Raw genomic sequence first — 11523 nt, 5'->3', positions numbered from 1 at the left:
GGTGCTACCGGGCCGGGGGGCGGCTGCACGCCCAGCGTCGGCCACTTCCTCTCCACGGAGCAGGGGCTCCGCGTGTTCTCGCTCTGGATGATCTGGGGCGGCGGGGAGGATTCCCAGCCATTCCCGGACCTGCCCAGGCGTTTCGCCTATGGGCGTGATACGCTCAACGCGGCCCTGGGCGCGTTCCGCCATCCCGTGATCTTCCCGGTCGCCGGCGCGCCCGCCGGCCTGTTCGACCGCCCCTGGTCGGTGGCCCACATGTACAACGCCACGACCGAGGTCAGGTTGGAGGGCCAGGTGGATGCCGTCCTCTACCTCCCAACCGTTGGTCCGATGCAGCTAACTTCCTGAGTGCGACGGGTAGCGGACGGCGCGCCGGCGGCGCGATAGACGTGCCTGGATGCCGGCCGGCAAGATCGCCTGATCCGACACCCCCAGGTGTCAGCGACACCATCCGCCCGGATGTCGGATGCCACGGGCGCCGCGCGTCTTGCAGCCAGGATCGGACGGAGGATGAGGACGATGATCACCGTATGGGGCGGGCAGACCTCGCGGTCGCTGCGGGTCGTCTGGTTGCTGGAAGAGATGGCCCTCCCCTACCGCGTGCGGCAGGTGGACATGCTGGCCGCGAACAAGGATCCGGCGTGGCTCGCTGTCAATCCCGGCGACTTCCTGCCGGCGATCCAGGACGACGACGTCACCATGGTCGAGTCCGTGGCGATCCTCGAGTACCTGATGGGCCGGTACGGGCCCACGCCGTTGCAGCCGACGCCCGACGATCCGGCCTTCCCCGCCTACCAGCAGTTCCTCCACATGGGCGAAGCGGGCCTGGCGACGCTGATGATGACGCCGCTGGTGAGCGCGTTCATCGCTCCCGAGCCGGAACGGGACAACTGGGGCGCCCGCTGGGCGCGCGAGTGCGTCGAGCGGCGGCTGCTACTCGTCGAGCGGCGCCTCGCAGACACGCCCTACATGGCCGGCGACAGGTTCACGGCCGCCGACATATCGGTGACCTACGCGCTGAACCTGGGCGCGAACCACGCGGGATTCGTCCTCAGCGACGCCCAACAAGCCTACCTAGCCCGCACCACGGCCCGCGACGCGTACAAGCGCGCCTTCGACCGCTCGCACGAGGGGCTCGCAGCCTAGCTAGGTGCGAGGCTTGGATTGACCCCCTCCGCCGCGTTCCGCGGCCCCCCTCCCCCTTAAGGAGGAGATCGTGGCCTCGGGCGCCCCAGCGGGGTCGCGCGGGCAGGCCCATGCAGGTTCATCCCGTCCCTTGAGGGTCGGTGATTTGTCGCAACAACAGCCTCCCCCGTCGGGACCGATGGGCAACCTAGCGGGAGCTCACACCTAGGCCATGGCGCGCACGGCCCGCAGGGCGAACTCGATCTCCTCGGGCGTGTTCCGGATGCTGGGCGTCAGCCGAGCGTGCGGCCGGGCATAGGGCGCCACCGAGCCCAGCACTCGCCATTCGCGCAAACGGGCGCGCTGCGCACCCGCGCCCAGTCGTTGGAACCGAAAGGCGGCCGCTTAGGCGTGTTCGTCGCCAGTGGGGCCGCCGCAGCGCCTCCCCCCGCCGCGACGGCGCCACTGCCCAACAGCAATGAATCTCGGCGATCGATTCGCACGACGGCTCCCGGCATCCCACGCCCCGCGCCGGCGTGATGCGCGTAGCGGGCCTGAGCCTTGAACAGCTTTCCCTGCTATCCGATCCTCGCAGCCGCGACGCACACGCACTTTTGAGTCGCGTGAGCGCCATGCTCGTTCCCTTGGAGGGAAGCCTCCGCGCATCCGACCAAGGGCAGATCCTCTGGCCCGGATCGGGAAGACCGGATTAGGCGGGACGCCTTACCTTAGCTGGTCGCAAGCGCGTCCTGTTCCGGACTGAGTTGGGACCGCGACGGTGGGGCGCCGTTTCGCGCGAGGATCATGTCCGCCGCCTTCTCGGCGATCATGATGGTGGGCGCGTTGGTGTTGCCCGAGACGAGCCTGGGCATGATGGACGCGTCGACCACCCGCAGGCCCTCCAGGCCATGGACGCGCAGTTGGGCATCGACGACAGCCGATGGGCCGCGCCCCATCTGGCAGGTGCCGACCGGGTGATAGATCGTCGAGCCGGCCATCCTGGCGAAGTCGAGCAGGTCCGCGTCGGACGTGAGCCCGGCGCCTGGCGTCATCTCATGATCGATGTAGGGCGCGAGCGACGGCTGCTGCGCGATCTTGCGCCCCCATTTCAGCGAAGCGACCGCCACCTCCTGATCGAGGGGATTGGAGAGGTAGTTCGGGGCGATCGACGGATAGACGGTTGGGTCCGGCGACCTGATGTGGATGTGGCCCCGGCTCTCCGGCCGGACCTGGCAGGGCGCAATGGTCAGGCCGGGGTGGTTCTCCAGCACCATCTTCTGCTCATTGAGCAGCTTATCGGCGTCCATGGTGGCGGGCAGGACGTGGAACTGGATGTCAGGCCCGATCAGGTCGGGGCGCGATTTGCAGAACACCGCGATGTGCGCCGCCGAGAGGGTGAGCACCCCCTTGCGCTGCAGCAAGAACTTCATGCCCTCGACCAGGAAGCGGCCGCCCTTGGTCAGCTGGTTGATCGACACGACCCCCGCCTTCAGGCGGTACTGCATCGAGATCACGTAGTGGTCCTGCAGGTTCTCACCCACGCCGGGGAGGTCGGCGACGACCTCGATCCCGTGCTGGCGCAGAAGGCCGCCAGGGCCCACGCCGGACAGCTGCAGGAGCTGTGGCGAGTTGACGGCGCCTCCGGCCAGAAGCACCTCCGCACGGGCCTTGGCGAGCCGCTTCACGCCGCGCTGGACGTACTCGACGCCGACCGCGCGCTTGCCCTCGAAGATGATCCTGCCGGCCAGCGCGTTGGTCTCGACCCTGAGGTTGGGCCGGCTCATGGCCGGGTGCAGGTAGGCGACCGCGGCAGAACACCGCTGTCCGTTCTTGACCGTCAGCTGGTAGTAGGCCGCGCCCTCCTGCTCGGCGCCGTTCACATCGTCGTTGCGCGGGATGCCGGCCTCGGCGCAGGCCTCGATGACCGCATCGGAGACGGGGTGCGTGGTGGTCACGTCCGAGACGTTGAGCGGGCCGCCGGTCGCGTGCCACGCCTCCGAGCCCTGCCGTTCCTGGTGCTCGGCGCGGCGGAAGTAGGGATAGACGTCGTCCCAGCCCCACCCCTCGCAGCCGATCTGGCGCCAGCCATCGTAGTCGGCATGTTGCCCGCGGATGTAGAGCAGGCCGTTGATGGAGGATGAACCGCCCAGCACCTTGCCACGGGGCCAGACGTGTTGGCGCCCGTCGATGCCCGGGTCCGGCTCGGTCGTGTAGAGCCAGTTGACCTTGGGATCCTTCAGCGTCTGCGCGTAGCCCACCGGCACGTGGACCATCACGTTCGACATGAACTGCGGAAGGTTCCGGGTGGGGCGGTCGTCGCCACCGGCTTCCAGCAGCAGCACCTTGGTCTTTCCGTCGGCTGTCAGCCGATTGGCCAGGACGCAGCCCGCGGAGCCGGCTCCCACCACGATGTAGTCCGCCTCGATCGGTTGGCTCATCGGTGTCTCCTGACGATGCGCGTTTCGCCGGCCATGCAACGGCGCGGCGCTAGCTCGCCGCCAACTTGGCGGCATGCACCGCGGTTGTCACCGGAAAGCCGGCCGAAGCGGTCGCTGGGTCAGCCGACGCCGGTTGGCTCGATCAGAAGCCGACGGGCCGGCGGGGGGTTGGTGGGGGGCCGCGGGCTTCGGCGGCGGCCCAGGCGGCCATTTCGCGGGCCATGTCGATGGCTCGGGCGAACTCCGGGTCGCGGCGCATCCAGGCGTGGACAGTGGAGCGGCTGGGCATGGCCGGGTCGCGGCAGACGGTGCGCAGGGGCTCGCCGGCGAGCAGGCGCTCGCAGATGGCATAATCGAGATCGCGCCGGTAGCCGCTGGGGCGACCGGCCCGGCCTAGGCCGCTCATCCGGCGCATGAGCGCGGCGACATCGGCGAAGTCGGGTCGGGTCTTGAGCCATCGCATGACGCTGGCGCGGGTGGGCATGCCGGGCTCGCGGCAGAGGCGCCGCAGGCCGCGGCCTTCCTCCAGGCCGGCGCAGATGCGGTCGACGACGTGTGGGCTGTACGGGACGCGGGGTTTCACCGTGTAGAGATGGGCCGGAACGAAGAAAGAACAAGGCGTGGATCAGCGGCCCCGGTGGCTCCTACCCATAAGCCGTGGTCCCGGCCACAGCGACGCGGAGAGCCGGACCCAGTCGCGGCCGCGTAACCTGAACCCCCTGGGTCCCGGCTCTACAGCCCGCAAGCGGGCTTCCGGCCGGGATGACAGGCGTTGGTGGGCGCCTTCAACTGCCGCCGGGCCCTGGGCCGTCACGTCCGCATGTGGCGGCGGCGCTGGCGATTTAGCCCCTTGACATCAAATCCCACCTGATCCGATCCATAACTGATTGTATTAGTTGCCTTTTGTTTGTTTTTTCCGGTTGTGCCGGATCACGCCGGCCGTTAGTCGCCGCTTTCCAGAGGCACCGGGAGGCGGGTCATGACCGAGCTTTGGCGAATGGGTGCGGGCGAGCTGGCCGGGGCGATCCGGCGGCGGGACGTCTCCAGCCGGGAGGTGGTCCAGGCTCACCTCGCGCGCATCGAGGCCGCCAACGAGCGGCTGAACGCGGTCACCGTCGTGCTGGCCGAGACGGCGCTGTCGGCGGCGGATGCGACGGACCAGGCGATCCGGACGAGCGACCCGCTGGGGCCGCTCTGCGGCGTGCCGATCACCGTCAAGGAGAACATCGACGTCGCGGGATCGGCTACGACCCAGGGGGTGGCGGCGTTCCGCGACGCGGCCCCGCGCCGCGACGCGCCGCACATAGCCCAGCTCCGCGCGGCGGGCGCGATCCCTATCGCGCGGACCAACATGCCGGAATTCGGCATGCGCTGGCACACCGACAACGCCCTGCGCGGCGCGACCCGCAACCCCTGGGACGGGACCTGGACGCCGGGCGGCTCGAGCGGCGGAGACGCCGTGGCGGTCGCGGCCGGGATGTCGCCGCTGGGGATCGGCAACGACGGCGCCGGCTCGCTGCGCTGGCCGGCGCAGTGCTGCGGGGTCGCGGCGCTGAAGCCATCCCACGGCCGCGTCCCGGTATCGGGCGGCGCGACGCCCTTCGCATTCCAGCTGCTGGCCGTGCACGGCCCGATCGCGCGGCGGGTGGAGGACCTTCGCCTGGCGCTGCAGGCCATGTGCGGACCGGTTCACTCAGGCGACCCGTGGCACGCGCCTGCGCCGTTCGATGGCCCGCCGCCGCCGACCCCGATTCGCGTGACGATGGTGGAAGACCCGGGCGGCCTCGGCGTCGACCGCGATATCGCCGCGGCGGTGCGGCGCGCCGGGGAGCTCCTGGGCCAGGCCGGATACGTGGTGGAGGCAGGCGACGCGCCTGCGCTGGAGCGTGTGTCCGAGACCTACTTCCAGACCATGGAGCGGTTCGGCCGGCTGGAGGAGGCCGCGACGCCGCCGCCGGGTTTCCTTTCAGCGGACTTCGAACGCCTGTGGCGGCAGTTCAACGCCCCGTGGATCGCGGCGGGCGGTACGCCGATGGCGGACCCGATGAAGGCGCGCGCGGGCCTCTATGCCGCCTGGAGCGCGATGATGCGGAAGGCCCCGCTGGTCCTGGCGCCGATCGCCACCGCGCCACCCTGGACGATCGGCGCCGACCTGGAACCCGATTGGGGCGAGGCCTGGATCATGGCCTTGCGGATGGTGGTGGCCCCGAACCTGCTGGGGCTGCCCTCGGTCGCCGTGCCGGTCGGCGTGGCCGGTGGTCGGCCCCAGGTGGTGCAGATCATCGGCCCGCGCTTCCGCGAGGACCTCTGCCTCGCCGCGGCGGAGGCGATCGAAGCGGCCATCCCGGCGCTGACGCCGATCGAGCCGCGGTGAGGCTTCCCGGGGGCGCTAGGCGAACGCCGGGGCTGCGAGCGCGCGCTCGCCACGCAGCAGGCGGCCGGGGGTTTCGCCGGTCCAGACGCCATTCTCGAAGGTCACCGCGCCCGACTTGATCGTGTAGGCGTAGCCGCGCGCCGACTGCAGCAGGCGGGTGCCGCCGGCGGGCAGATCCTGGACGATCGCCGGGGGGCTGAGGGCCAGGTCGTCCATGTCGATCACGTTGAGGTCCGCGAGGTAGCCCGGCGCGACGACGCCGCGGTCATGCCAGCCGACGTGCTGGGCGTTGCGCTGGGTGTAGCCGTGGACCAGGGCCTCCAGCGGAAGCTTCAGGCCGGACTTGCTGCCCTTGGTCCACAGGCTGATCGTCGTGGTGGGGAAGCTGCCGTCGCTGATGGTGCCGCAGTGCGCGCCGCCGTCCGACAGGCCGAACAGGGTGTGGCGGCCGCTCATCATCCCGTGGACGTCGTCGAGGTTGCCGCGCGCATAGTTGACCAGCGGCATGTAGAGGAGGCGGCGACCGCCCTCCTCCATCAGGGTGTCGTAGGCGAAGGCGGCGACGTCGCGGCCCGCGCGGGCCGCCTCGGCGGCCAGCGACTGGCTGGCGTCGGGCTCGTAGTCCACGGGGTCGCTCATCCGGAACATGCGGGAATAGCCGTGGGTGAGCAGGGCCGCGAAGCCGCTTGAGGGCCGGATGCCCTCATGCTCCTGCAGGATGGCGGCGCGCACCGCCGGGTCGGCCAGCGCCGCCAGCCGCGCCGCGACCGAGCCGGCCTCCGCCGCGATCCGCCGATAGGTGGGCGTGATCAGGAACGGGTTCGTGGTCGAGGCGAACGACAGCAGCACGCCGACCGGCCGCGGCGCGACCTGGGCCCGAATGTCGAGCCCGTCGGCGGTCATGGCGTCGATCTCGCCGAAGATGTGCTTCCAGCGGTCGGGCGCCTCGTCGACCTGCTGGACCGTGAACGACAGTTTGCGGCCGCTGGTCTCGGCCATGCGGCGGATCAGGGCCAGTTCAGCGCGCGCGAAGTCGTCGTCGGCCGTGAGGTAGGCGTCGGAAATCAGCTGGATGACGCCCTTGCCGGTGCGCCGGAGCGCCGCGACGATGCCCAGGAGCTCGTCGGCGCCGGCCGTCAGCGTGCCGATGTTGGCGCCGTCGCGGCTGCGGTGGGCGTAGGTGCGCGAGGTGGAGAAGCCCAGCGCGCCGGCCTCCAGCGCCTCGCCGGTCAGGTCCGCCATACGGGCGATCTCGCGCTCGGTGGGGACCTCGGTGTTGTCCGCCCCGCGCTCGCCCATGACGTAGGTCCGGAGCGCCGCGTGCGGCACGTGCGCGCCAAGGTCGATGGCGTAGGAACGCCGCCCGATGGCGTCGAGATAGTCCGGGAAGCTCTCCCAGTCCCAGGTCAGGCCCTCGGCCAGCGCCGTGCCGGGGATGTCCTCCACGCCTTCCAGGAGCGAGATCAGCCAGTCGTGCTTGTCGGCATGCGCCGGGGCGAAGCCGACGCCGCAGTTGCCCATGGCCGCCGAGGTGACGCCATTGATCGACGAGGGGGCGAGCACCTGGTCCCACGAGACCTGGCCGTCATAGTGGGTGTGGATGTCCACGAACCCCGGCGTGACGAGGCGGCCGCCGGCGTCGAGGGTCCGCCGCGCCGGACCGCTCACCTCCCCGACCTGCGTGATCACGCCGCCGTCGATGGCCACGTCGCCCCGATAGCGCGGCGCGCCGGTGCCGTCGGCGATGAATCCGTTGCGGATGACCAGATCGTGCATTGGCGAACTCCTCGGGAGATCGGGTCGGCCACCGCTCCAGGCTGTGGACGCGCCGCGACCTCGGGACCGGCGTGGACTATTGGGCCCATGTTGCGGCCGCGTCCGGTCGGAGCCAACGGATTTCGCCATCGCGCGCAAAATTCTCGGCCCGGCCATGCTGCGAGGGAACGACCGTCATCCTCGAGTGGCCGCTTTCACATCCGTCCGATGGGGGAGTTGTGGGCTTGCGCCGGCGCCCAAGCGGTCGGAAAGTCCCGGCCGGTTCGGGGGGCGTCGCATGTCGGAGAGGAAGGCGGTGGCGGCCGTGAGGGCGGCCCTCGCACGCGGCGACCTGCTCTCGGCCTACGACCTGGCCAGGCAGCGCACCGACGACGCCCAGGGGCCGGCGCTCGACTATCTCGAGGTGCTGACCCTGGCCAGGCTGGGCGACCATGAAAGGGCGCTGCGCCTCTACGAAGCCTATGGCCTGGGCGGACGGAACGACGTCGATGCGCTGTCGCTACGGGCGCGGCTCCTGAAGGACGCCGGCTTTGCGGGCCGGGATGGCGGCGATCAGGCCATGCTGTTGGAGGCTTGCCGCCTCTACGCCTCTGTCTACGACCGCACGGCCGACGCCTATCCGGCCATCAACGCCGCGACGCTGGCTCTCATCGTCGGTTCCGCGGACCTCGCGCGGGAGATGGCGCAGGCGGCGGTGCGGCACGCGGACGCCGATCCGGAGCCCGGCTACTACACGCTTGCCACGCTCGCCGAGGCGCGCCTCGTGATGGGCGACATGGCCGGCGCGCGCGCTGCGCTGGCCGCGGCGTTGGCGGCGGCGGACGCCGACGTCGGCGCACGCTCGACCACCGTGCTGCAGCTGCGGCGACTGATCGAGGTGATCGGGGGCGGGGCCGAGGCCCAGGACCTGCTCACCCTGATCCGGCCGCCGAGCGTGGTCACCTACCGCGGCCACATCTTCCTGGGCGACCCGCAGACAGAGGCCGCGCTGGCCGCCCGCGTCCGCGCCGCGCTGGTCGCCGAACGGGTGGGGTTCGCCTACGGCTCGCTGGCCGCCGGCAGCGACATCCTGATCGCCGAGCAACTGCTGGCCCACAGGGCGGAGCTGCATATCGTCCTCCCCGTGACCGAGGCCGACTTCCTGGCCCAGTCGGTACAGCCTGCGGGCGGCCGCTGGATGGACCGCTACGCCGCCTGCCGCGAGGCGGCCACCTCGGTCACTTTCGCCAGCAGCATGAGCCATGTGGGCGGGCAGGGCCAATTCGCCTACGGCTCGCGGGTCGCCATGGGCATGGCGCGGCTGCGCGCGCGGCACCTCAACGGCGAGGCGCTGCAGCTGGCCATCGTCGAGGAGGCCGCCGGGACCGGCGCGCAGACACGATCCGACCTGCGGGCGTGGCACGATACCGGCGGTCGCTCGGTGGTGATCGAGACGGGGCCGCTGGCCCGACCGCAGATGCCGCGCCCAACGATGACCAGCGAGGTGACCCGCGGCGCGTACGGCCTGATGTTCACCGACTTCCCCGGCTTCGCGCGGCTGGACGAGCGCTTCCTGCCGCTGTTCCAGCAGGAGGTCATGGCGCGGGCAGCGGCTTGCCTGAACCGCCACGCCAGCTCGGTGCTGCACAAGAACACCTGGGGCGACGCGCTGTACGTCGTGTACGAAACCGTGCTGTCGGGAGCCGAGGCCGCGCTGGACCTTTGTGACACCTTCAAGGATGTGGACCCGCGCCAGCTGGGCCTGCGCCAGGGCGCGGCCATGCGGATAGCGCTGCATTTCGGCCCGACCTACTTCGACATCGATCCAGTCACCGAGCGGCCGAACTTCTACGGCTCGGAGGTGTCCCGTGCGGCGCGGATCGAGCCGGTGACGCCGCCCGGCAGCGTCTATGTCACCGAACCCTTCGCCGCGATTCTGGCGATGGAGCCGGCGCACGACTTCATCTGCGACTATGTCGGACAGGTCGAGCTGCCGAAGGGGTACGGCGTCTTTCCGCTCTATCGGCTTCGGCGGACGCGGGCCTGAGGCGTATCGGGCGCCTGCGAGAAATTTTCGCCGGCGCCCTTGAACCGGCGAAGGCTGTTTCTAACTGCCTTGCCGCCGGGCGCCGAAAGGGTCCGGCGCAGTCAGGGGGCCCCATGCTTCCGGGCGCCCCTCATGTCCAACTTGCTCGCTGAGGAGATGGAAATGAGAACCGCTTACGACCTTTCCCCCTTCTACCGCTCGATGATCGGCGTCGATCGCCTGAGCGACCTGGTCGAGGCCGCTGTGGGCCGCGATGAGGGCGGCACGGGGCCTTCGTACGATGTCCAGAAGACCGGCGAGGACGCCTATCGGATCACCCTGGCTACGCCTGGGTTCGCGCAGGATGACCTGGAAATCACCACCCAGCCCAACCTGCTGATCGTCACCGGGCGGCCTGCGGCGGCCGGCGCGGCGGTGAAAGCCGGGTCCTACCTGCATCGCGGTATCGTCGCGGCCGCCTTCGAGCGACGCTTCGGTCTGGCCGACCATGTCGTCGTCAGGGGAGCTCGCTACGAGCACGGCCTGCTGAGCATCGATCTGGTCCGCGAGGCGCCCGACGCGCTGAAGCCGCGGCGGATCGAGATCCGCTCCGAGCGGCCATTCCTCAAGGGCCTGCAGGGCCTGAAGCCGGCGGCCAAGCGGCGCGCGCCGGCGCTGGCCTGAGGCGTCATCACCGGCCGGGCGCCATGCCGCGCCCGGCCCCTTGTCTGAAAGGACCAAGCCAGGAGTCACAGCATGCGGCTCGCAACCTCCGAACAGCTCATCCAAACCCAGGGCCTGGGCGCGGCGCTGGAGCGCTGGCTCAGGCCGGCCGTCGGCTTCGCCCATCCGCGCGACGTGTTGAAGGACCCGCTTCTGGACGCCCAGGAGAAACGCGCGGTTCTGGCGTCGTGGGCCTCCGACGCCTCGGCCGTGCAGGACCAGCCAACCCTGCGCTGGCTGCTGGGCACGGCCGAGCCGGTGCCCCTCGCCGACATCCGCGAGGCGCTGGAGCGGCTCGACCGTCGCGAGGGGCTGGACGCATAGGCTCCGAATCTCCGCCGATCAGGCCCGCTTGCGCATCTCGGCGTACATCTCGTCCTGCCGCCGCCGCCAGCGCGCGCGGAGACTCGCGGGGCGGTCGGGGTAGCGGATCTCGGTGAACTGGGCGGCGGTCACCCGGTCGGTGCGGAAGCTGCGGAAGTCCTTGCGCAGTTCGCAGTGGGCGACGATGAGGCGGCTGGTCTCGTAGTAGCCGACCGCGAACGGCCAGATGGTGCGCTCGGTCTCCCGCTCCTGCTCGTCACGGTAGGTCAGCACGACTTTCATGCCTGCGCGGATCGCCTGGCGCACGCCTGCCATGTCGACGTTGTCCTGGGCCGAACGCCAGCTGGCCGAGGCCCGCGTAGAGGGCTCCACCACCAGCGGCCGCAGGTTCTCCGGGATCACCGCGCCGATCTTGGCGATCAGGTCCTCGGCCGCGCGGCGCAGGGCCGGGTCGCCGCGGGCGGCCACCATCTGGGCGCCGAGCACCGCAGCCTCCACCTCGTCGGGCGTCAGCATCAACGGCGGGAGGTCAAATCCGTCCTCCAGGATATAGCCCACGCCGGCCTCGCCGCGGATCGGCGCGCGCTGGCCGATCAGGTCGGCGATGTCGCGGTAGACGGTGCGCTTGGAAGTCTCCAACTCCTCGGCGATGGCGTCGGCCGTGACCGGCCGCTGGCCGCGCCGCAGGATCTGGATGATCTGAACCCACATTTCCCAAGTAAGGCGCTGATTTCGCTGTCCTGACCATTATATTT

Annotated in this window: 11 protein-coding genes; 6 read left to right on the top strand and 5 right to left on the bottom strand. The window is 70.5% G+C overall.

The window, feature by feature from the left end; genetic code table 11:
- Both QZV94_RS17885 and QZV94_RS17880 read left to right on the top strand, forming a co-directional pair.
- On the top strand, nt 1-351 hold a 351-nt coding region (locus QZV94_RS17885), incomplete at its 5' end, for a hypothetical protein (protein WP_293679767.1).
- 171 nt (nt 352-522) lie between these two features.
- Nucleotides 523-1149, top strand: a complete 627-nt coding sequence (locus tag QZV94_RS17880; RefSeq protein WP_293679764.1) for a glutathione S-transferase family protein — start codon at nt 523-525, stop codon at nt 1147-1149.
- Nucleotides 1150-1353: 204 nt separating this feature from the next.
- On the opposite strand, the gene QZV94_RS17875 is transcribed toward QZV94_RS17880, so the two are convergent.
- From QZV94_RS17875 to QZV94_RS17865, 3 genes are all read right to left on the bottom strand, one after another.
- On the bottom strand, nt 1354-1482 hold the full coding sequence (locus QZV94_RS17875; RefSeq protein WP_293679762.1) for a hypothetical protein: 129 nt from the start codon (nt 1480-1482) through the stop codon (nt 1354-1356).
- Between the two features lie 374 nt (nt 1483-1856).
- Nucleotides 1857-3566 (bottom strand): GMC family oxidoreductase, encoded by a 1710-nt coding sequence (locus QZV94_RS17870; RefSeq protein WP_293679757.1) that lies wholly within the window; start codon nt 3564-3566, stop codon nt 1857-1859.
- A 142-nt stretch (nt 3567-3708) separates the two neighbouring features.
- Nucleotides 3709-4149: a hypothetical protein gene (locus QZV94_RS17865; protein WP_293679754.1), complete on the bottom strand. Its 441-nt coding sequence runs from the start codon at nt 4147-4149 to the stop codon at nt 3709-3711.
- A gap of 396 nt (nt 4150-4545) precedes the next feature.
- On the opposite strand from QZV94_RS17865, the gene QZV94_RS17860 reads away from it, so the two are divergent.
- Nucleotides 4546-5940: an amidase gene (locus tag QZV94_RS17860; RefSeq protein ID WP_293679751.1), complete on the top strand. Its 1395-nt coding sequence runs from the start codon at nt 4546-4548 to the stop codon at nt 5938-5940.
- Between the two features lie 15 nt (nt 5941-5955).
- Here the strand turns inward: QZV94_RS17860 and QZV94_RS17855 are convergent, their stop codons facing one another.
- Nucleotides 5956-7716, bottom strand: a complete 1761-nt coding sequence (locus QZV94_RS17855) for an amidohydrolase family protein (RefSeq protein ID WP_293679748.1) — start codon at nt 7714-7716, stop codon at nt 5956-5958.
- A 277-nt stretch (nt 7717-7993) separates the two neighbouring features.
- On the opposite strand from QZV94_RS17855, the gene QZV94_RS17850 reads away from it, so the two are divergent.
- From QZV94_RS17850 to QZV94_RS17840, 3 genes are all read left to right on the top strand, one after another.
- On the top strand, nt 7994-9742 hold the full coding sequence (locus QZV94_RS17850; protein WP_293679744.1) for an adenylate/guanylate cyclase domain-containing protein: 1749 nt from the start codon (nt 7994-7996) through the stop codon (nt 9740-9742).
- Nucleotides 9743-9904: 162 nt separating this feature from the next.
- Nucleotides 9905-10405: an Hsp20 family protein gene (locus QZV94_RS17845; protein WP_293679741.1), complete on the top strand. Its 501-nt coding sequence runs from the start codon at nt 9905-9907 to the stop codon at nt 10403-10405.
- 72 nt (nt 10406-10477) lie between these two features.
- Nucleotides 10478-10768: a hypothetical protein gene (locus QZV94_RS17840; protein ID WP_293679739.1), complete on the top strand. Its 291-nt coding sequence runs from the start codon at nt 10478-10480 to the stop codon at nt 10766-10768.
- An 18-nt stretch (nt 10769-10786) separates the two neighbouring features.
- Here the strand turns inward: QZV94_RS17840 and QZV94_RS17835 are convergent, their stop codons facing one another.
- Nucleotides 10787-11479 (bottom strand): YafY family protein, encoded by a 693-nt coding sequence (locus QZV94_RS17835; RefSeq protein WP_293679734.1) that lies wholly within the window; start codon nt 11477-11479, stop codon nt 10787-10789.
- Nucleotides 11480-11523 lie beyond the last annotated feature (44 nt).

This window comes from uncultured Phenylobacterium sp. (genome assembly GCF_902826855.1).
Taxonomy (GTDB): domain Bacteria; phylum Pseudomonadota; class Alphaproteobacteria; order Caulobacterales; family Caulobacteraceae; genus Phenylobacterium.
Note: the sequence above shows the minus strand (reverse complement) of the source record. Positions and strands in the feature narration are given on the sequence as shown.

Excerpts from the sequence above, each read along its gene's own strand:
- QZV94_RS17860 (WP_293679751.1), top strand. The coding sequence starts at position 4,546 with ATGACCGAGCTTTGGCGAATGGGTGCGGGCGAGCTGGCCGGGGCGATC.
- QZV94_RS17880 (WP_293679764.1), top strand. The coding sequence starts at position 523 with ATGATCACCGTATGGGGCGGGCAGACCTCGCGGTCGCTGCGGGTCGTC.
- QZV94_RS17845 (WP_293679741.1), top strand. The coding sequence starts at position 9,905 with ATGAGAACCGCTTACGACCTTTCCCCCTTCTACCGCTCGATGATCGGC.
- QZV94_RS17855 (WP_293679748.1), bottom strand. The coding sequence starts at position 7,716 with ATGCACGATCTGGTCATCCGCAACGGATTCATCGCCGACGGCACCGGC.
- QZV94_RS17840 (WP_293679739.1), top strand. The coding sequence starts at position 10,478 with ATGCGGCTCGCAACCTCCGAACAGCTCATCCAAACCCAGGGCCTGGGC.
- QZV94_RS17835 (WP_293679734.1), bottom strand. The coding sequence starts at position 11,479 with ATGTGGGTTCAGATCATCCAGATCCTGCGGCGCGGCCAGCGGCCGGTC.
- QZV94_RS17870 (WP_293679757.1), bottom strand. The coding sequence starts at position 3,566 with ATGAGCCAACCGATCGAGGCGGACTACATCGTGGTGGGAGCCGGCTCC.
- QZV94_RS17850 (WP_293679744.1), top strand. The coding sequence starts at position 7,994 with ATGTCGGAGAGGAAGGCGGTGGCGGCCGTGAGGGCGGCCCTCGCACGC.